20 protein-coding genes are annotated in these 21,059 nt (G+C 37.4%); 12 read left to right on the forward strand and 8 right to left on the reverse strand.

The annotated features are described in order from the left end of the window. Window positions 1-158 precede the first annotated feature (158 nt). The 5 genes from H1D32_RS05150 (at window position 159) to H1D32_RS05165 (ending at window position 5,585) form a co-directional block, all read left to right on the forward strand. A complete protein-coding gene (locus H1D32_RS05150) occupies window positions 159-968 on the forward strand; it encodes a Cof-type HAD-IIB family hydrolase (protein ID WP_396126157.1) in 810 nt (269 codons plus the stop codon). A 13-nt stretch (window positions 969-981) separates the two neighbouring features. Next, a complete protein-coding gene (locus tag H1D32_RS05155; RefSeq protein ID WP_261177135.1) occupies window positions 982-1,971 on the forward strand; it encodes a Gfo/Idh/MocA family protein in 990 nt (329 codons plus the stop codon). Window positions 1,972-2,217: 246 nt separating this feature from the next. Next, window positions 2,218-3,930: a glucose-specific PTS transporter subunit IIBC gene (gene ptsG / locus H1D32_RS05160; protein ID WP_396126145.1), complete on the forward strand. Its 1,713-nt coding sequence runs from the start codon at window positions 2,218-2,220 to the stop codon at window positions 3,928-3,930. Further along, window positions 3,927-4,295, forward strand: a complete 369-nt coding sequence (locus H1D32_RS25285) for a PTS sugar transporter subunit IIA (RefSeq protein ID WP_396126146.1) — start codon at window positions 3,927-3,929, stop codon at window positions 4,293-4,295. Before ptsG ends, H1D32_RS25285 begins: the two co-directional genes overlap by 4 nt. Before the next feature lie 198 nt (window positions 4,296-4,493). Beyond that, the gene (locus tag H1D32_RS05165; protein ID WP_261177136.1) at window positions 4,494-5,585 is read left to right on the forward strand and encodes a hypothetical protein; all 1,092 of its coding nucleotides are present in this window, start codon (window positions 4,494-4,496) and stop codon (window positions 5,583-5,585) included. A gap of 133 nt (window positions 5,586-5,718) precedes the next feature. Here H1D32_RS05165 and H1D32_RS05170 read toward each other — a convergent pair whose 3' ends face one another. Both H1D32_RS05170 and H1D32_RS05175 read right to left on the reverse strand, forming a co-directional pair. Beyond that, window positions 5,719-7,119 (reverse strand): MATE family efflux transporter, encoded by a 1,401-nt coding sequence (locus H1D32_RS05170; RefSeq protein WP_261177137.1) that lies wholly within the window; start codon window positions 7,117-7,119, stop codon window positions 5,719-5,721. Then, entirely contained in the window at window positions 7,097-7,564 is a 468-nt protein-coding gene (locus tag H1D32_RS05175) for a MarR family winged helix-turn-helix transcriptional regulator (RefSeq protein WP_261177138.1), read from the reverse strand. Before H1D32_RS05175 ends, H1D32_RS05170 begins: the two co-directional genes overlap by 23 nt. 485 nt (window positions 7,565-8,049) lie before the next feature. On the opposite strand from H1D32_RS05175, the gene H1D32_RS05180 reads away from it, so the two are divergent. Both H1D32_RS05180 and H1D32_RS05185 read left to right on the forward strand, forming a co-directional pair. Further along, window positions 8,050-8,454: a BsuPI-related putative proteinase inhibitor gene (locus H1D32_RS05180; RefSeq protein WP_261177139.1), complete on the forward strand. Its 405-nt coding sequence runs from the start codon at window positions 8,050-8,052 to the stop codon at window positions 8,452-8,454. A gap of 5 nt (window positions 8,455-8,459) precedes the next feature. Beyond that, the gene (locus H1D32_RS05185; protein ID WP_261177140.1) at window positions 8,460-8,780 is read left to right on the forward strand and encodes a hypothetical protein; all 321 of its coding nucleotides are present in this window, start codon (window positions 8,460-8,462) and stop codon (window positions 8,778-8,780) included. Window positions 8,781-8,839: 59 nt separating this feature from the next. Here the strand turns inward: H1D32_RS05185 and H1D32_RS05190 are convergent, their stop codons facing one another. The 4 genes from H1D32_RS05190 to H1D32_RS05205 all read right to left on the reverse strand — a co-directional run bounded on the left by H1D32_RS05190 (window position 8,840) and on the right by H1D32_RS05205 (window position 11,718). Next, a complete protein-coding gene (locus H1D32_RS05190; protein WP_261177141.1) occupies window positions 8,840-9,334 on the reverse strand; it encodes a CBO0543 family protein in 495 nt (164 codons plus the stop codon). A 180-nt stretch (window positions 9,335-9,514) separates the two neighbouring features. Further along, window positions 9,515-9,991, reverse strand: coding sequence for a hypothetical protein (locus H1D32_RS05195; RefSeq protein WP_261177142.1), 477 nt, complete (start codon window positions 9,989-9,991; stop codon window positions 9,515-9,517). A gap of 69 nt (window positions 9,992-10,060) precedes the next feature. Continuing rightward, window positions 10,061-10,621 (reverse strand): isoprenylcysteine carboxyl methyltransferase family protein, encoded by a 561-nt coding sequence (locus H1D32_RS05200; RefSeq protein WP_261177143.1) that lies wholly within the window; start codon window positions 10,619-10,621, stop codon window positions 10,061-10,063. Beyond that, on the reverse strand, window positions 10,618-11,718 hold the full coding sequence (locus H1D32_RS05205) for a type III polyketide synthase (protein ID WP_261177145.1): 1,101 nt from the start codon (window positions 11,716-11,718) through the stop codon (window positions 10,618-10,620). Before H1D32_RS05205 ends, H1D32_RS05200 begins: the two co-directional genes overlap by 4 nt. Window positions 11,719-11,929: 211 nt before the next feature. Between H1D32_RS05205 and dapA the strand changes: the two genes are divergently transcribed. The 3 genes from dapA to H1D32_RS05220 all read left to right on the forward strand — a co-directional run bounded on the left by dapA (window position 11,930) and on the right by H1D32_RS05220 (window position 15,868). Then, a complete protein-coding gene (gene dapA / locus H1D32_RS05210; RefSeq protein WP_261177146.1) occupies window positions 11,930-12,811 on the forward strand; it encodes a 4-hydroxy-tetrahydrodipicolinate synthase in 882 nt (293 codons plus the stop codon). Between the two features lie 86 nt (window positions 12,812-12,897). Next, complete coding sequence (ilvD, locus tag H1D32_RS05215; protein ID WP_261177149.1) at window positions 12,898-14,532, forward strand: dihydroxy-acid dehydratase; 1,635 nt, start codon at window positions 12,898-12,900, stop codon at window positions 14,530-14,532. A gap of 859 nt (window positions 14,533-15,391) precedes the next feature. Next, window positions 15,392-15,868, forward strand: coding sequence for a GNAT family N-acetyltransferase (locus tag H1D32_RS05220; protein WP_261177152.1), 477 nt, complete (start codon window positions 15,392-15,394; stop codon window positions 15,866-15,868). 378 nt (window positions 15,869-16,246) lie between these two features. Here the strand turns inward: H1D32_RS05220 and H1D32_RS05225 are convergent, their stop codons facing one another. After that, complete coding sequence (locus H1D32_RS05225) at window positions 16,247-17,770, reverse strand: gluconokinase (RefSeq protein ID WP_261177153.1); 1,524 nt, start codon at window positions 17,768-17,770, stop codon at window positions 16,247-16,249. Window positions 17,771-17,788: 18 nt separating this feature from the next. After that, window positions 17,789-18,637, reverse strand: coding sequence for a MurR/RpiR family transcriptional regulator (locus tag H1D32_RS05230; RefSeq protein WP_261177154.1), 849 nt, complete (start codon window positions 18,635-18,637; stop codon window positions 17,789-17,791). Between the two features lie 249 nt (window positions 18,638-18,886). Between H1D32_RS05230 and gnd the strand changes: the two genes are divergently transcribed. After that, the gene (gene gnd, locus H1D32_RS05235) at window positions 18,887-19,783 is read left to right on the forward strand and encodes a phosphogluconate dehydrogenase (NAD(+)-dependent, decarboxylating) (RefSeq protein ID WP_261177155.1); all 897 of its coding nucleotides are present in this window, start codon (window positions 18,887-18,889) and stop codon (window positions 19,781-19,783) included. Between the two features lie 99 nt (window positions 19,784-19,882). Further along, window positions 19,883-20,938, forward strand: coding sequence for a TRAP transporter substrate-binding protein (locus H1D32_RS05240; RefSeq protein ID WP_261177156.1), 1,056 nt, complete (start codon window positions 19,883-19,885; stop codon window positions 20,936-20,938). The last annotated feature ends 121 nt before the right edge of the window (window positions 20,939-21,059 follow it).

A 21,059-nucleotide genomic window follows, 5' to 3' on the forward strand; every position in this document is an offset into this window, starting at 1 on the left:
TTGTGAGGTTTTGTTGATTAGGAAAAAGGCTTTCATCTGAATTTTATCATCCATTATTTTCGCTACTAAGTTCTAAATGTAGCTGCGTAGAAACCATTCGCAACTACATTTATTTAGATTGATATAGCTCGATTAGAGAAATTATGAAATTCACTCATATGGTAGAATATTTGAGAGGTGAAATACATGAATCAGAAACAGCAAATCATTTTTTTGATCTAGATGGTACGCTACTTGATCATAACAAGCAGGTACCGAAATCTGCGAAAGAGGCTATTAAGGAATTGAAAATAAGAGGACACGAGGTAGCAATAGCAACTGGGCGTGCGCCATTCATGTTTAAAGAATTAAGAGAAGAACTTGAAATTCATACATACGTGAGTTTTAACGGCCAATACGTTGTTGTAGATGGTCAAGAAGTATTTAAAAATCCCTTACAAAAAGATAAATTAAAGTCATTGTCAGAGTTTGCCTTAATAAACAAACACCCTATTGTTTATCAAGACCATTTAGGAATGAAATCAACGACAGAGCTAGACCATCGACTAAAACAATCTGTAAACTCTTTGAAAAGCTATTATCCAGAAACCGACCCGCTCTATTTTTCTGAACGGGAAATTTATCAATCATGGCTAGTATGCAAAGAAGCGGAGGAACACCCTTACATTAGCAGGTATGCAGATTTTACTTTTATTCGCTGGCATGAACAGGCGTTAGATGTAGTGCCCACAGGTGGCTCAAAAGCGAGAGGAATTGAAGCGGTCATAAATCACCTAGGGGTTCATCCTGATCATGTGTATGCCTTTGGTGATGAGTTAAATGACATTGAAATGCTGACCTCCGTAAAAAATAGTGTGGCAATGGGAAATGCCTCTGCTTATGTAAAAAAAGCAGCAAAACACGTAACTAAGAATGTTGATGAAGATGGTATTCTTCATGGTCTTCAGTTAGTAGGATTATTAAAGTGATAGGGGGAGAACGATGGTACGTTTCGGAGTAGTTGGAACAAATTGGATAACTGAAAGCTTTATTGAAGCGGCTAGCAAACATAAAGATTTTAAACTTACTGCCATATACTCAAGAACTGAAGAAAGAGCAAAGGAATTCTCCAGCAAATACCAGGTAGAAACAATTTTCACTTCACTTGAGGAAATGGCCAAAAGTAGTGAAATTGATGCGGTTTATATTGCAAGTCCAAATTCTTTTCATGCCAATCAAGCTTGTTTGTTTATGAAACACCATAAACATGTCCTTTGTGAAAAACCAATGGCCTGTAATGTCAAAGAGCTTCAACTGATGATCGATACTGCAAAGGCAAACAATGTTTTGCTCATGGAAGCATTGAAAACGACTTTCGTTCCAGCCTTTTCTGTTATTAAAAATCATTTAGCGAAAATCGGACCTGTGAGACGTTACGTTGCATCATATTGTCAATATTCCTCTCGCTATGATCGCTATAAAGAGGGGATTATTCTTAATGCATTTGACCCGAAATTTTCAAATGGCTCATTAATGGATATTGGAATTTACTGTATTTTTCCATTAGTCTCTTTGTTCGGCGAGCCTAAGAATGTTAAGGCTATTGGACATAAGTTAGATACTGGAGTTGACGGTGAAGGAAGCTTGATTCTTGAATATGATCAAATGGATGCGGTAATTATGCATTCGAAAATATCAAATTCATATCTTCCAACAGAGATACAGGGAGAATTGGGGACTATTATAATCGACAAACTAAATCCTCCTGAAAAAGTCGAGATTAAGTACCGGGATGGATCGACAGAAGTATTAATTGAAGTTCAAGAAAGCAATCCAATGTATTATGAAGTTGAGGAGTTTATTAGGTTAATTATAGAGAAACAGTTGGAATCATCAGTAAATACACATCAAAATTCTCTGCTAACATTGAAAATTATTGATGAAGCAAGAAAACAAATCGGCATCATTTATCCAGCTGATTCCGAGCTTTAGTAATGTTTTTTAATAACTACTGTAAAAAGGATGCGGATGAGTTTTCTCCGTGTCTTTTTTGTAGTTTAAGACATAATAACTGTCTAGCTCTAGCCAGATAGGCGGGCGCATTGCGCTTTTCTAAATGTCAACTTAGTTACCTTGTATTTCCTTAATTAGACGATAGGAGTCAAATTTTTGAGTTAGGGTATCCTACTTGTTAAAAGAATCAGTTTTTTTCTGATATGAATTTAAGGAGGATATAACTTGAAGAATGCATTCGGAACGTTACAAAAAGTCGGTAAAGCATTAATGACACCAGTAGCGATTTTACCTGCTGCAGGTATCTTGCTAGCTATCGGAAATGCATTGCAAAATCCAGATTTAGTTAGACGTTTGCCTGTTCTTGAAACAGGTTGGTTCCCAATGATATCGAATGTCATGGAGCAATCCGGGGGAATTGTTTTTGCAAATTTAGCACTACTATTTGCAGTTGGTGTAGCGATTGGGTTAGCTAAAGGGGATGGGGTAGCAGCCCTAGCCGCAATTATTGGTTACCTAGTCATGAATGTGACAATGGGAGTGCTCTTAGGGGTAACTCCAGAAATGGTGGCAACTGATCCAGGTTATGCAAATGTACTTGGAATAAATACCCTTCAAACAGGTGTCTTTGGCGGGATTATCATAGGTGTTTTAGCAGCTTATCTCTTTAATCGTTATTTTGAAATTGAATTACCGTCATACTTAGGCTTTTTTGCAGGTAAACGATTTGTACCGATTATTACTGCAGTATCAGCCTTAATTGTTGGGATCGCGATGATATATATTTGGCCAATCGCCCAACAAGGCTTAAACGTACTTTCACATAATATGGTTGATACGAATCGAACTCTTTCCGCCTTCATCTTTGGTGTCATTGAGCGGGCGTTAATTCCGTTTGGTTTACACCATATTTTCTATGCACCATTTTGGTTTGAGTTTGGTTCTTACACGAATATAGCCGGTGAAATTGTTCGTGGGGACCAACGCATCTTCTTTGAACAAATCAAGGATGGAGTCGAGCTTACAGCTGGAACATTCATGACTGGTAAGTTTCCGTTTATGATGTTTGGTCTACCTGCAGCAGCCCTAGCGATCTACCATTGTGCGAGACCTGATCAAAAGAAGATCGTTGCTGGGATTATGGCGTCAGCGGCACTCACATCATTTTTAACGGGGATCACAGAACCAATTGAATTTTCATTTCTGTTTGTTGCACCAGTTCTGTTTGGAATCCACACGGTTTTTGCTGGTCTATCATTTATGATCATGCACATTCTCAATGTAAAAATCGGGATGACGTTCTCAGGAGGAATTATTGACTATTTCCTTTTTGGAATACTTCCAAATCGAACAGCCTGGTGGCTTGTCATACCAGTTGGCTTAGTGTTTGCAGTTATTTACTATTTTGGTTTCCGTTTTGCGATTACAAAGTGGAATTTAATGACGCCAGGGCGTGAGGCAGTATCTGCTGACGAGGGAACTGCGCCTAATAGCCCACAGAGTGATTTACCATTCGAAGTATTAGAGGCTATGGGTGGAAAAGAGAATATTTCGCACTTAGACGCTTGTATAACTAGACTTCGTGTTTCAGTTAAAGATATACAGAATGTTGATAAAAATCGTCTTAAGCAATTAGGGGCAGCAGGGGTTATGGAAGTAGGAAACAATATTCAAGCGATCTTTGGGCCAAAATCAGACACGATTAAAGGTCAAATGCAAGATATTATTAACGGTAAAAGACCAATTCCAAAACCTGTTTCTCCAGAAATTGAAAATCAGGAGCAAATTGAAGATGTATTCCCAGATGTGCTGGAAAACGAAGATGTGGCAAAGAGACATAGCGGTTTTTCAAACGAAATCTCATCACTATTAAATCCAATCAATGGGGAGATAATATCTATTACCGAAGTTCCTGATCAGGTGTTTTCTCAAAAATGATGGGAGACGGTTTTGCAATCGTTCCTTCGGATGGAAAGGTTTTTGCACCCGTTGCAGGGGAAATTGTTAATCTATTCCCAACAAAACATGCAATTGGCATTAAATCAACAGGTGGTCTCGAAGTATTAATTCACTTCGGAATAGACACAGTTAATCTAAAAGGTGAGGGGTTTAAAACTCACGTACAACAAGGAGACCGTATAACACAAGGACAGTTGCTTTTAGAAGTAGATCTTAGCTTTGTCAAAGAACGTGTTCCTTCACTTGTTACTCCAGTTATCTTTACAAATTTAGAAGCTAAAGACAGCATTGTCATTAATCAAAAGGAAAAACCCCAGCAAAAAAAGAGGGAATTCTCACGTTGAAAAAAGAATAATAAATTCCTAGAAGAGGCTGAACGTTTACGGGACAGCCTCTTTGTTTCGTTTGAGGCCTATACCAATATTTACTCCGATTAGGTTACTACGTAAAAGCAAATAGTTATTATATTAGGCTGTTTTTCGTAAAGTTTATTTCTTATTTAGTAAAGTAGGCTCTTTATTTTGACATGGGGTGAGATAAGCGTGAGAAAAATAATTATTTTGTTATGTTTGCTTTTGTGGGTCCAACCATTTACTTCAGGTACATATGCTAACGAGTCAGAAGCGAAGCTTACGTTTCTAGTCAAAGCATCTAGTCATTCATTATTCCAGTCTGTACTATCTGTTAATTCGGGATCATTATATCAGTCCTTGATTACCTCCAAACCACTTCAAAAAGTATCTGAATTACCACATACCAATAATTATCTATTAATTGAAGATATGGATGAAATAAGGATTTTCCTAATGGATGAACATGGGGATGTTTTTGATATGCTACGTAAAGAGAAGGTAGCGGTGCCAGTAACTACTGCCAAAAAATTATATGTATATTTTAAGGTGTTAGAGGGAAAACATTTCGGCAAGCTCCTTGATTGGACTGAAGTTGATGAACGCTTACCGAAATATTCAACATATAGAATTACTGATTTAGAGACAGGATTAAGCTTTCAGGCACAAAGAAGAGCCGGAAGAAATCATGCGGATGTTCAACCGTTAACAAGAAAAGACACAAAAATAATGAAAGAGATTTATGATGGAGAATGGAGCTGGAAAAGACGAGCGATTGTTGTTCATGTTGATGATCAGAAAATAGCAGCATCAATGCACGGGATGCCACATGGAGCAGGGGCATTGGCAAATGGATTTCCTGGCCATTTTTGTATACATTTCAAAGACAGTGTTACCCATAAAACGAGAAAAAAGGATCTGTCTCACCAGGTTATGGTCTATAAGGCAGCCGGACTTCTTCCCGAATTTGTAAATCAGCTTAGCGCTCAGGAAGTCATTGAGTTATTTTTCATCAGCTTAAATCAGCAGGATCTTGATCTGCTAAAACTGATCTATCATGGTTATGACAAAAACTATTCAATTCTTCTTGAAGACATTGAATTGGTTAGGATTATGGATAAGAAATTGGTCCCTTCCTTAGAAACCGATCTTGTCCTTGAAATGCCTGTGACTTATAAAATTAAGGAAAAAGACAAAGCGGAAGTCGAGAAAACATATGTATTTAAAGCTCAAAGAGAATCCCCGACTGGTCGTTGGGTTCTTGTGGATGTACCCGGTCAGTAAATGAAAAGAGGCTGGGACAAAAGTGTCTGACACCACGCGGATCCTACTAAGTATAGACAATCAGATTAATAATATGTCTACATGCGGTGCCTAGCGGTGTCTGACACTTTGTTTTGTCCCAGCCTCTTCTAACTTATTGTGCAGGAGAACTAATTTTTTGTTCATATACAGCAGGATCGATAACTTCGTCTTCCCTGAGTATGGTTTTGCGGTTTCGGTATAATAGAACTGCTGCTAACCCAAATGACAAGAGATCAGCGACTGGAAAAGCGATCCAAACACCATTTACTCCGAAGAAGTGTGGCAGTATCAGTACTAATGGAATTAAGAATAAAATTTGGCGTGACATTGATAAAATAAGTGACTCTTTCACTTTTCCTAAGGCTTGAAAGATCCCGCCACAAATGACTGGAACACCTATTAAGAAGGCGGTCGCAAACAAAATTCTAATAGCTTCAGAACCGGCTTTGATTACCTCCGGGTCTGCAGAGAACATCATCAAGAAATACTTAGGAAAAATCATCATAATCACAAAGATAGCAGTAGATAAAATTGTTGAGACTTTTAAACCAATCCAAATCGTTTCCTTCATCCGAGAGAAGTTATTGGCACCAAAATTATAGCCGACAATTGGTTGCATTCCTTGCATAATTCCGACGAGTGGCATGAGCATAAACATTGAAATTCTCTGGACAATGCCAAACAAACCTACATGGAACTCACTTCCAAAGCGAATGAGCATAGCATTAATTGCAATAAACATTATTCCGCCTGCCGCCTGCTGCATAAAGCCTGGTAAACCTACTGAAAATACTTCTTTAATAATCGCAAAATTTGGTTTTAGGTCTACTAATCTCAGTGAAAGTGAGCTTTTACCTGTAAGGAAATATTGTAGATAAAGGACCGTAATGACTCCTTGGGATAGTACCGACGCATAGGCCGCCCCTTTAACGCCCATATCAAAACCAAAAATAAAGATAGCATCTAAAATAATATTAAGAACCGAAGAAATAATCATGATATTCATCGAAAAGCGGGCATTTCCCTCAGAACGAACAATGCTATTTGTTGCAAAACCAAAAGAAAAAAGAAATGTTCCAATTAAGATTGGAAACATGTAATCATAAGAATATCCAAGGATATCAGGTGTTGCCCCAAACAAAACGAGCATCGGCTCTAAAATTGTAAAGGCTCCGATTATCCCAATAATACTTACCAAAATAATCATGGTGATAATATTCCCAAAAACTTGGTTAGCTTCATTTTCTCGCTTGGCTCCAAGCCTTCTCGAGATAACTGAAGCACCACCGATACCCATGGCGACGGAAATGGCCATAATAATCATAATGACTGGAAATGAAATTGTTAAGCCAGCAACAGCAGAAATTCCAACAGCATATGAGATGAAAATCGTATCAACAATATTGTATAAGGCCATTACGAACATTCCAACCATGGCTGGAATAGAAAGGTTTCTTAATAATTTAGGAATTGGTTCACTTCCTAAGCGTTCACTTTGAATTTTTTGTTGCATCTCTATTCTCCTCATTATCTACAAGTAGATTTTTCTTCATTCGTTGTAAGGCGGAAAGGAATAATTGTTTTTCAGAATTAGAGAAGCCCCTCAATAATTCTGCATCCATATCTTGGCTTCCTAACCAGAGCTTTTCTTCAAGTTCTCTTCCCTTTTTAGTTAAGGTAATCACTTTGGAACGGCGATCGTTGTCACTATCTTGTTTGTCAATCAGTTGTTTCTTTAGCATCGATTCAATAATTCCATTCATTGTGGAACCCTTGATATATAAGCGATTTTGTAATTCTGTTTGCAATTGTTCACCATGATTGACAAGCATGTACAAAACTTTTGCTTGTGAAACGGTTAGATCATAGTCTGATAGCTTATCATTATAATTATTTTGAATAAAATGGGCTACAACACCTATATGATAGCCAATATTCTCCTCTATATTTCGAATCATGAAATGTTAGCCTCCTAAGTAAATCTGTTTTCAATTGTAACAAACTTACAAGCTAGAAATCAAACATTATTATTTTTATAACTCCCCAGTAATTAGTCGCTTTTTTTAGCAAAAGGTTGCACTGACAATATGTTTTATAAATGGATTGAAGGTATGCTTCAATGAGTTGATTTGATCGTGCTGATTAAGACAAGAGACAGAGTCATCTTATTAATATTCTTTGTGTGTTTTTGCAGATTTGCACAAAAATTAGTTGTTAAATTTAAGAAAAAACAAATTAAGCTTTTTCGTAATAACAATATGCTTTTAGACCTAGCCAAGCATTAAGCTGTTTAGGTAAACTTAACATCACTAATAGGCAACTAACATGTTTGTAATAAATTTGAAATGTTCTTGTAACCTTTACTTTTTACTGTCGACTAAGAATATGAAAGCAAAAATAAATCATAAAAAATATATTATTAAAAATTTTGGAGGAATGAAAGATGAAAAAGTATTCAAAAGTAATATCTAGTATTGCATTAGCAGCATTACTTATGGCCGCATGTGGCACAGGAGATACAAACAATAAAGAAGTAGTAGGTGGTAGCACTGGTACTGGGTACGAAAAGCCAGCTGAAAATCCCGATGGTACAATTATTAAAGAAGATGCCATTGCCGTAGAAATGGTAGCAAAAGAAAATGCAGATATGAAGTACCTATTTAAGCTAGTAAATACAACTGATAAGGAGATCGAGTTAAGTTTTGCAAGCTTACAAGAGTTTGATTTCATTATTAAAGGACTGGATGGGAAAAAACTTCATCAATATTCAGATGAAATGATGTTTGGAGAAGCCTTTGTAGAGAAAACACTTCCAGCTAATGGTGAGCTTGTTTTGAAATCGACTTAACAGAGGTGCTTTCTACTTTAGAAAGTGGTGTTTATTCACTAGAAATCTGGTCATCTGCTAGAGAAAGTGATGGTCTTCGAACAGAGATTGAACTAGCATTAAGCACAGATACTATAGCTAATATTACAACTGCAACTGCTTTATTAAATGGGATCATTGATAATAATTCGATTGAAATGCAAGATGCGGCAGGAAATATAACGGTATATCGGCTTTCAGAAGATGTAAAGACGTATATAGAAAGCATTCCAGAAAACGAAAAAGTAACAATTAAGTATTATGAAGAAAATGGTCAGTTAATCATCACAAGTATTATCGTAGATTAATTTATGGCAGAGCAAAATCGCATCTCTTCCATTTAAGATTATAAAAAAGCGGATCGTCCTTAAGGATGATCCGCTTTTACATAGTAGTAAAACCATCTTGTGACTGGAATAGCTACGATGTAAAACAAAAAAGAATACCATAGTTTCCACTCTGAATATGTCAAGTATCCTGATAGAACTGTAGTCCACTCGAATACTGTAGAAATGATGACCCAAACGAGCCAATACGGGATAAAGTGTAGGAATTTTTTTGGCATGAAATTAATGAAAATGATCCCAAACAATGGTGACATGATCAGCTTCAGGCCTAATGCTTCTGGGCTAATTTGGGTTTCTCCAACGAAATAATATAATCCAACTAGATGTCCAAGAAATAAGTCTACTACTATTTCTATATAGGATACAAAGATCCAAATGACTAGCATATCACTTCTTTTCATACGCTTAGGCATAAACCAAACAAGGATAGCAAGAATGGCGGTAACAATGTAGGTATACTCCAAGAAAATTTGCCCCTTTGGTAAAATTAATTGTAATTTAATGAGTTTCATCATTCCCACTAAGTCAAGCTAATGTAGTTGAGTGTAAACCAATCGAACTACAAAGGGTAATATAGTTTGAATAAGAAATTCACTCAGTTACAAGACCATTATTTTCAGTAAAGGGCATTTGTATACCTCTATTAAACATAGGAAGAAACTATAGTTCCTTAGAAGTATTGTCTTTAAATGAGATTACCAGGTAGGAATTGTATTCGTCTTAACTGTTTTAATATTCTTTAACAACCAGCTCTGATTTTCTATTTCCGTCATTTTTGAAGCGACTTCCTCTGCTAGTTCGAGGTATTTTTCTTGTGCCCTCTGGTCGCCTTGCACGGTAGCAGCCCGAGCCATTGCCTCATAGGCAAACCCCAAATCTAATTCACCAAGTTCATTAATTAAACACAGTTCTAATGACTTCTTTGCATGATAGAGGGCAGGTTCGCTTCTCTTTAAAAGAGCATACACTCTAGAGATTTGCCATTCGCCTCTTGCAAAATTCAACGATGTTCCTACATACCCCCAATGAAAACGTGAGGCATTTGCTGCATAAATCATTTTTTCGTCATCTTCTGCTGTTCTCTCGCTTTTCTCGATTAAATCCCATGTTAGATTAAATAAATCTTTAGCTAGCTTTAGATGAATGTCATTAGTAACTTCTTTAATTTCCATCATGTACCTCCAATAATAGTGATATCTATAGCATAATAGAAAACTAAAGAAAGACAAGGCTGTAGGGAATTACTTTTCATAACTAGGAACAAAACGTCCTCGCTTTTTAAAGACATCCTGATAATCTGTCGCCTCTTGAAGTGCCTGTTCCTCTGCCTTAATTCTTACAGAAAGAATTAAGGCATTGCACAACGTAAAAATAAGAGCTGTCCAATATGCTTGGAAAATCAGGGGAAGCAAGGCTATTTCCGTAATTACGATAAAATAATTGGGGTGGCGCATAAACCGATAAGGGCCTTTAGCAATGACTTTTGCCCCAGGAAGTACCATTATTCTTGTATTCCAAAACGGTCCTAAAGAAGTCAGAGCCCATACTCTTCCAAATTGTGCAAACAGAAAAATGATGAAAGGTATGATCACCCAGTTAGCGAAAGAAGGTTTGTTAAGTGTTACCTCTGTAAGTAACGAAATGAAGAAAAGGGCATGTAAAATAACAATAAATTTATAGTGTTCACGTCCTACTTCATATCCCCCTTTTTTAATGATCCAAATTGCATTCCGCTTGGCAATGAAAAGCTCAATGATCCGCTGTGAAATTACAAAGAATATAAAAATATAAAACCCAATCATGAATAAAACCCCTTCCATTCAAGTAGTACAAGTTCAGAGGAAAAGCCCGGGCCAAGAGCGGCCATTAAACCTAAATCGCCATTTCCGTGTTCTTTTTTCATAATTTCTTCAAGGACATAAAGAACTGTTGGCGAGGACATATTACCGTGCTGCTTTAATATTTGTTGGCTAACTTGAGTCATTTTAGGATCGAGTTGAAGTGCCTCAATGTAAGCATCAATCACCTTTTTTCCACCAGGGTGTGCAATAAACTCTGTAAGATCTTGAAATGTAATGTTTTGTGCTTGCAAAAATCTCTCAACATTTGGTTTTAACCATTTTTTTATAATATTAGGAATATCTCTTGAAAAAACGACATGTAAACCATTGTCCTTTACTTCCCAGCCCATGACATCTTCAGAATTTGGCATCAATGTTGCTTGTGTTCCTAAAATTCTTGGCTGAAGTGTCTGTTTTAGCAGGCTGAGAGAACTGGAGTTTTTACCCATAATTAAGCAGCATGCCACCCCGTCAGCAAAAAGCGATGTCCCAATAAGATTACTTTTCGAACGATCATTCCGTTGGAAGGTGAGGCTACAAAGTTCAACACAAACAACTAGTACATTTGCCTCAGGATATGCCTGACAATAGTCAAACGCTCTAGAAACACCAGAAGCTCCACCAGCACAACCGAGGCCCCAAAGTGGAATTCGCTTTGTATAAGGAGAAAAAGGTAGGGCATTCATAATACGAGCGTCTAAGCTAGGGGTTGATAACCCAGAACTAGAAACAACTATTAGCGCATCAATTGCATTTTCAGCTATTTTGTCTTTAAGAAACACATTGTTATCTAAACAATGTTTAATTGCTTCAACACTAAAGGATGTCGCTAATTCGATGTACAAATCATTACGTTCTTGAAAAGAATGCTCTTGCCGAAACCACTTTAAAGGAACGGCAAATTGTCTTTCTTCTATTTGACCATTTGAAAAAACAGTTAATAAGCGCTCAAGATCATGAAAGTTATCACCAAACAATTCTCTAGCAAACTCTGTTGTCACCTCTTGCTTTAGGGTATGAGGTGGTTTAAAAGTACTAACTGAAGCAATAATAGACATACTATTCACCACTTTTTTTCAGGATAATGCAATTAGCATTACCAAAAAGTGGTTATTCATTCATAACCATTTTTTAAGAACAATTTGTGAAATTTTATTTCTTAAAACTAAATATTTAAGAAATAAAATTTTATTTTCTGTAGTAAAAAGAAATTTTATTTCGTATAATCATAATAAATATAAAATAATTTTCATTTAGGAGGTCATTTTTGTGATCCACGGTGTTATTCCTGCAGTACTTACTCCATTTACAACGAACGGAGATGTGAATGAAAAGGCGTTACGTAACTATGTTAATTTCTTGATAGAAAAAGGCGTACATGGACTATTCCCATTAGGAACAAATGGATCTGGTCCACTAATGTCTGTGGCAGACCGTAAGAAAGTAATCACGATTGTTGTGGAAGAAACAAACAATCGAATTCCCGTTATTGTGCATACTGGAGCAATCTCGACAGATGAAACAATCGAAATGACAAAACATGCTGCAGAAGCTGGAGCAGATGCAGCAGCAATCGTTACACCTTGGTATTTTCCGCATGACGATATTTCCTTGGAACTGCATTTTTCAGCAGTAGCAGAAGCAATCCCGAATTTACCATTGTACTTATATAACATCCCTGGCAATGCTAAAAACGAGCTGAAGCCAAAGCTTGTCCAGAAATTAGCAGCAAAACATCAGAATATAAGAGGTATCAAAGACAGTTCTAAGGATTTATCTCGTTTGCAAGATTATATATTTTCACTTGGTGATGGGTATGAGATTGTTGTTGGAACAGATGCCTTAGTGTATCCAGCTTTAGCAATGGGTGCAACTGGGGTGGTTTCTGCTGTAGGTAATTGTTTTCCAGAAGTGATGGTAGAGCTTTACGAGGCTTATCAAGCAGGCGATATGAAAAAAGCAAAAGAACTTCAATACCGTGCGAACCAAGTTCGTGATGTTTTGAAATTAGGTTCATACATTACACCATATTACGAAGCGTTAAGACTACGTGGGCTTGATATCGGAGAAGTGAAATTGCCACTACGATCATTAACTGAAACGGAAAAAGATGCATTAAAAACAGGTTTACAAGCGCTTAACTTACTTTAAGTATATGCGTACTTTTGCTATAACAAATCAAATTCAAAAGTTAAACTCTCGGTTCATATAAAACTATTTTTGAGGAGATGTAGAAAATGGAAAACAAATTATCACAAATTGCCCCATTTACGAGAGCGATTTTAAAAGCTCATTTATGTTCATGTGGCGTTGATTATAAAAATATGGACAAACCAGTAATAGCAATAGCGAATTCGTGGAATGAGATCGTTCCTGGTCATGTTCATTTGCGCGAGCTAGCAGAACGTGTAAAAAAAGGTGTTCGTGAAGCTGGCGGACTTCCACTAGAGTTCAATACGATAGCTGTTTGTGACGGAATTGCCCAAGGACATGATGGAATGAAGTATTCATTACCTAGTCGCGAGACAATTGCTGACAGTGTGGAAATCATGGTGAAAGGCCATGGCATGTTTGATGGAATGGTTGTTTTAAGTTCTTGTGATAAAATTGTTCCTGGAATGATGATGGCAGCAGCACGTTTAAATTTACCTAGTTTAGTAGTTTTAGGCGGTGTCATGCCTAACCATATTAAACCTTATGAATCAAAAGCAGCTAGAAAGGATTTCTTAGCAGGCAAACTTGATGAGGAAGGTTTAGTGAAGATTACAAACCAATACTATCCGAGTGCTGGAGCTTGTCCATTTTTAGGAACTGCTAATACAATGCAAGGACTTTCAGAAGCGTTAGGTATGGCTTTGCCAAAGACTTCTTGGATGCAAGCACTTTCTGATGAGCAATTAGACGCAGCCGAGGAAGCGGGTCGTCAAGCAGTTGCTCTTGTACAAAAAGGAATTACACCAAAAGATATCATGACAAAAGAGGCATTTGAAAATGCAATTTCAGTACTACTGGCAATGGGTGGATCTTTAAACGCTTGCCTACACTTACCTGCGATCGCCCATGAATTAGGATTAGAACTACCATTTAGCTTATTTGATGAGATTAGCCGCAAAGTACCATTCTTAGCTGGAGTAACCCCAAATAATAACGAATATACAACAAATGATTTACAAAGAGCAGGAGGAATGCCAGCTTTAATGCAAGAGTTGCGTTCATTGTTACACCTTGAGGCTCTAACAGTCAATGGAAAGTCGGTTGGAGAAAATATTGAAGGGCATGATGTATTAGACCGTGAGATTATTTATGCTCTGGAAACGCCAATCAATAAAGAAGGTGGCATTGCAGTTCTAAAAGGTAATTTAGTAGAAGACGGTGCGTTAATAAAGCAATCAGCTGTTTCTAAAGACTTGTTGACCTTCTCAGGACCAGCGAAAGTATTTAATTCTGAAGAAGATTTTGTTGCTGCATATGAAGCTGACAAAATATTTGAAGGCGATGCCGTTGTTATTCGTTATGAAGGACCAAAAGGTGGGCCAGGAATGCGTGAGCTACACCGCTGTACAGAAGTATTAGGTAAGTTTGATCGTGTCGCTCTAATTACTGATGGACGATTTTCAGGAGCAAGTGCCGGACTCTCAATTGGTTATGCAAGTCCAGAAGCAGCAGAAGGAGGCACTTTAGCACTGGTCGAGGATGGAGATATCATAAAGATTGATATTCCAAATCGTTCTATCCAACTAGAAGTAACGGAGGTAGAGTTAGCTAAGCGTGCAGAAAGCCTAGAGGTTTTAAAGCGAGAAGCAAGTAAATACCTACGGATGTATGCCAACACTGCTTCATCAGCAGCTACTGGTGGGATAAGAAAACTTTAGAAGTAATGAAACTCCCTTTTGCCATAACGGGTTCAGTTTCCTGTCGCAAAACCCGAAAATGCAAACGAAAATGTAGCACAATTTGTAGGGTGTTTTGTATCTGTTTTTGCAACCAAAAAAGAGGCTCAGTTCACTATTCTGAGCCTTTTTGGTTGCCTGTTGAATGCCCCCGAAATCTTTTGCTCCTTCCCCAATCATAAAAGAACGGAACCAGATGAGGGAATCAGCAGGGGTTCATAAATAAGCGGTGAAATTTCCCTTATTTAAAAAATAGCACTAAAAATAGCTTAAATAGACGGAATAATTCCGACTATTTACTCAAAAAACGTGAAAATGGTTGATTTTGCTTTGCTTAACCGGAAAATCTCCGCTTATTTCCCCTGTACCGAACTCTATCTGCAATTTAACCGGAAAATCTACGGTTATTTTAAATTTTTCGTAAGATAAATTGTATATCAACTTGAGGCTAAAATTGTGGGGGTACAACAGCTATTGTACCCCTACATTCTGGAGTGCATTTCACTATACAAATTTTTATGTTATCCCTACCCAAATGGCTTTACACCAATAAAAATTGAGTGTAAATTTGCACTCATTTTGACTTGCATTTTTAATGTTTGTGATAGGAAACGGAACCCATTACTTTTGCCAAGGGAGTTTTTTTACAAAAGTAAATATCATTCTATTGACGAAGAACTAGAGGACGGATTTAATATGCAAGAAAAGTCAAGAAGAAACAAGCAAAATTGTAGCAGAAATCCCTCCAAACCAATTTGTAAAGCGCATTCCCATAAAAAGCTATCAAAGTAGGAAGATCCCAATTATACTACTAGTAATACTAATTAAAGGGGATCTCTACATGAATGTGAAAATAAAAAAAGCTGCTCTACATGATAAAGAACTCATCAAAAATTTAATGCAATTTTACTTTTACGATTTTTCGGAATTCGTGGAGGCACATGTGGAGGAGGATGGTCGCTTTGGTGATTATCCCTATTTGGATAGCTATTGGGAGGAGAAGACGAGATTTCCTTATCTAGTAGAAGTGGATGGAAAGTATGCTGGCTTTGTGTTGGTGAGACAAATTGAGGAAAATGAAAGAACATATTTTTCAATTGCTGAGTTTTTCATTATGAAAAAGTCTCGCCGTACAGGGGTAGGAAGAGTTGTAGCGACTGAAATGTTCAGCTTACACCCAGGGAATTGGGAAGTGTTTCAAATTGAAAAAAACGTGCCAGCCCAGTATTTTTGGCGTAAGGTTATATCTGAATACACAAATGGTAATTTTACAGAGAGAACAGTCGATAAAAAAGTCATTCAAGAGTTTAAAAGTTAGTAACTTTAAATTGGAATTAGCGTCTAAATAATAAAGCTAATTGCCTGAAACGAAAGATAAGCATTAGCATGTTTACGAAAAATTAAGCAGAACTGAGGGATATTGATGGGGAAGTACAAAATATCTGTGTACGGAGTGGTCATTGGACTAGTAATCTCGCTACTCTATTCTAGTTATGTCTATTTTACAACGCCAGACTGGGGGGATTTAGCCTCAATAGCCTCTTTTATCGTTGTTTTTCCTTCTACGCTTCTTATAACAATTACTATTCAGATTATTTTTCTCATAAGAAATAGAAAACGCTAGACTTATTTAGATAACCGATCAATAAACAAAGCAAACGCATGAGATTTTCCAAATCCATGCGTTTTGCTTATACTAATGGTTGCGTTGAAAATTCGCTAAGGTGGTAAAATGAGGTTTCAACGCCATGTACAATTGACGATAGGTTTCATAAAGTTCTCTATATACTTTATGTGATTCACCGTTTGGTTCAATCGTTTGCTTCATTGGAATTGATTGCTTAATTTCTTCTAAAGAAGATGCTTCACCGACGGCAAGAAGGGCAAACCAAGCAGCTCCCCAAGCTGAGCTTTGATGACTTTCAGGTACTTGGACCGGGTGACCAAAGATATCGGCTACAATTTGTAACCACAATGGCGAGCGAGCAAACCCTCCACTTGCAAATAAATGAATAGGTTGTCCAGCAAGGCGCTCTAATGCTTCGCCTACACTATACAGGCTATAAACAACGCCTTCTAGTCCAGCTCGAACTATGTGTTCCTTTTTGTGTGACAACGTTAATCCGATTAAGCTACCACGGGCATTAGCGTCCCAGTATGGTGCCCGTTCTCCGTTTAAAAAAGGCAAGAATAATAAACCGTTAGAACCTGGAGCAACTGAAGAGGCTGATTTTGTTAATAAATCGTAAGCGCTCCCGCCGCGTTGTATCGCTAGTTCTACCTCTTTTTCACCTAACACATCACGAAGCCATTGGAAAACGATGCCACCATTATTTGTAGGTCCACCCATAATCCAACGTTCATCAGTTACCGCGTAACAAAATATCTCTTGTAATTCATCAGTTTTTGGTTTTGATGCCATTTGTCGTATCGCGCCACTTGTTCCAACGGTTATCGCAACATCTCCAGGAGCAATAGCACCAATCCCTAAATTAGCTAATGGTCCATCACTTCCACCAAGGACAAATGGAGTATTCGTATCAAGTCCCATTTCAGAAGCTAACTCATGGCTTAGTCCCTGGCAAATCGTTGTAGGTGCTACTGGTTTGGATAATTGCTCGCGACGGATCCCAGCAACCTTTAGAACTTCCTCGTCCCATTCAAATGAGTGGATATTAAATAATCCTGTGGCAGAGGCGACTGAATAATCGACAACAGCTTCACCGAACCACCTTAATAGTAAAAATTCTTTAATAGAAACAAATTTGTCTGCTTTTTTGTATGGTTCATAGTCCGTTTCTTTCATCCAGACTAATTTACATAAAGGAGACATCGGATGAATAGGGGTGCCTGTCTTTAAATAAATGTCGGTTTGTAAACGGAGCCGTGTTGCCTGCTCGACACTTCTACCATCCGCCCAAATAATCGATGGAGAAAGTGGCATATGTTTTTCATCTATACAAATAAGCGAGTGCATTGCTGTGGATAAACCAACTGCTACCACTTGTTTCTTCTCAGCATTTGCTTTTCTAATAACAGTACCAATAGCCTCAATGGCCGCTTTTTCGATAACAAGTGGATCTTGCTCCGCCCAGGATGGTTGAGGATGATGAACAGGGTAAAGGCTTTCGCTTTCCTCAATGACAAGCCCGTTTTTTTGAAATAAGACTGCTTTGGCACTGGTGGTGCCAATATCTAGACCAATAACTAAATTTTCCATAAGAGACACTTCCTTAAACTATAGACGTTTTAATGATATCGCTGAACGAATTTTTGTTAATGTATGTTTCATTAAGTCTTTTCTTGCAATACTAATGTTTACATACAATGCATCAATAATACTTAATTGGGCAAGTCTTGAGGAAAGCGCTTCTGACCGATATTCTGTCTCATCGCTAACAGTATAAAGTGTAATATCAGCGCCTTGGCTCAGAGGTGACTTAGCTAAAGTAGTAATAGCAATGGTAGTTGCACCTGCATTTTTGGCTACCTCTAAGACTTCAAGCATATCCTTGTTTGATCCAGAGTGGGAAATTAATACTGCAACATCATTCTTTCCTAGTAACGATGCCGACATGATTTGTAAATGAGAATCAGTGTAGGCAACAGAATGAAAACCTGTTCTGAGGAATTTATGGTGAGCATCTTCAGCAACAGATCCTGAGCCCCCATTACCGTAGAACTCAATTTTTGTTGCGTTAAGAATTGCTTGAACAGCCGCTTTAAAATGGTCTTGTTCAATAATTCGTAACGTTTCCTCTAATGTTCGAATGTTTGCTTTAAAAACCTTTTCTGCTACCTCTTTTTCATTGTCACCGACTAAAATCTTCTCATGGATATCATCCATTGAATTAACAATCTCAGAGGCTAATGCGATTTTCATTGCTTGATACCCTTTAAATCCAATTCTTTTGCAAAAACGGAAAACTGTCGCCTCAGCTACTCCTAAATCATCGGCTACCTGGCTGATAGTGGAATGGATAATGTTCTGAGGATTACTAATTACATAATCTGCTATTAACTTCTCTTTATCACTGAAATCCTCATATGAAGACTTTATTCTCGCTATACAATGCGTTTGGATCATATTTCTTTCACTCCCTAAAGTGTTCTTTATATCTATAGTATATGAAAACGGTTAATAAAAAAATATTTTTTCATAAAAACTCTTGAAAAAGAAATAATTTATCATATAATAGTTTTTGTAAGGAAATTTCTTTCATGCACCTGAAAATGAAAAAAACTTTCATCTTTGGTTGTAATAAAAAACGATACTTTGGCAGAAAATACTGCCGAGCAAAGTTTCTAAAAATGGAAGAAATTGAAGGAGGTAATAATGAAACTTGGAATGATCGGCCTAGGAAAAATGGGTTACAACTTAGTATTAAACATAATCGACAATGGTCATTCAGTTGTGGGCACGGATGTAAATGCTGAACAAGTGAAGAACATTGTCCAAGATGGAGCAGAAGGTGCCTTCTCAATTGAAGAGTTAGTAGAGAAACTGGAGTCTCCAAAAATAGTCTGGGTCATGGTCCCACCAGGCGAGATCACGGAAAATGTCATTGGGAAATTATCAGTGCTTTTATCCGCTGGGGACATCGTTATTGATGGGGGAAATTCCCATTATAAAACGTCGATTGAACGAGGAAAATTATTAGCTGAAAAGGGAATTTATTTCTTTGACGTTGGCACTAGTGGTGGTACATCAGGGGCTAGAAAAGACGCATGTACAATGATTGGTGGCGACCCGACTGTATTCAAAACGATTGAACCGTTATTTAAGCAAATATCAATTGAAAATGGCTATTTATATGCTGGACCAATCGGCAGTGGTCATTACCTAAAAATGATACATAACGGGATCGAGTATGGAATGATGCAAGCAATCGCTGAAGGCTTTGACATTCTCCACAAAAGTGAATTTGATTACGACTTTGAAGCAGTTGCGAAGATGTGGAACCATGGATCTGTTGTTAGGTCATGGTTAATGGAACTAACTCAAAATGCATTTTCGAAAGATCCGAAGCTAGAAGGGATTCGCGGAATCATGAATTCCTCAGGAGAAGGTAAGTGGACAGTTGAAGAAGCTCTGGATTTACAAGTTGCAGCACCAGTCATTACTTTATCTTTATTAATGCGCTATCGTTCTTTAGAGGATGACACTTTTACTGGTAAAGTTGTAGCTGCATTAAGAAATGAATTCGGTGGACATGAAGTAGTCAAGAAGTAAAACTACTTCTTGGTAGTAAATGTAAACGTTAACATGGTTATGACTGAATTTAATTATTTCAGTTTAATAAATAACAACATTCAAGGGGGCAATTTTAAGATGAAAAAGAAACTAGGTTTACTTTTTAGTACAGCTATTTTAGCACTAGGAATCGTAGGCTGTGGTGGTGGTACTACTACCCCAGAAACACCTCAAACTGGTGGAGATACAGCAGAAGCACCAACTGAAGTAAAAACAATGCGTGCGGGGATTGGTCTTAATGATCAACATCCACAGTACAAAGGACTTCTTAAGTTTAAAGAACTAGTAGAAGAGCAAACAAATGGGTCAATCATTGTTGAAACATACCATAGTGGTCAGCTTGGTGATGACCGTACAATGACTGAAGCATTACAATTAGGTTCTCAAGAAATTACAATCCCTTCTACTGCAGTAATTGCAAACTTTTTACCGGAATTTAGCGTGTTCGATATTCCTTTCTTATTCCCTAATGAAGAAGTAGCAGACGCAGTATTAGGTGGCGAAGTTGGAGAAGAACTATTAACAAGATTAGCTGATCAAAGATTAGTTGGTTTAGGATATTGGGAAAATGGTTTCCGTGACTTAACTAACAGTAAACGAGCAGTAGCAACAATTGATGATTTCAAAGGTTTAAAGATCCGTACTATGGAAAACCAATTACACTTAGAAGCATTCCGTGCATTAGGGGCAAACCCAACTCCAATGGCATTTACTGAGTTATTCGCAGCCATGCAACAAGGTACAGTTGATGGACAAGAAAACCCATACGCAACAATTTACTTACAAAAGTTCTTTGAAGTTCAAGACCATGTATCAGATACTCATCATATTTACAGTCCTTGGGTATTCTTAGTAAGTAAAGCATTTTTCGATGGATTAACTCCAGAGCAACAAGAAATCGTAAGAGACGCAGCTTATGAGGCAGGAGCATACCAACGTAATATGAACCGTGAAACTGCAGCTGAATATTTAGCAAACTTACAAGCTGAAGGTATGACTTTTACTGAAATTACACCAGAAGCTCGTCAAGAAATGGTTGACGCAGTGAAACCAGTTATTGACAGATTTGCTGATGAAATCGGTAGAGAAGTTGTAGACGCAGTATTCCAAGCTGTTGCTGAAGCTCAACAATAATTAACAGAAACAAAAAGAGAGGGTGCATGCACCTTCTCTTCCTTCTAAAAAAGGAAAGCACAAGTGTTTATCTATAAAGGTATTTAAATGTGTACACAGCTAGTAATGATTTGCGAAATAA

Source organism: Anaerobacillus sp. CMMVII (genome assembly GCF_025377685.1).
Lineage (GTDB): Bacteria > Bacillota > Bacilli > Bacillales > Anaerobacillaceae > Anaerobacillus.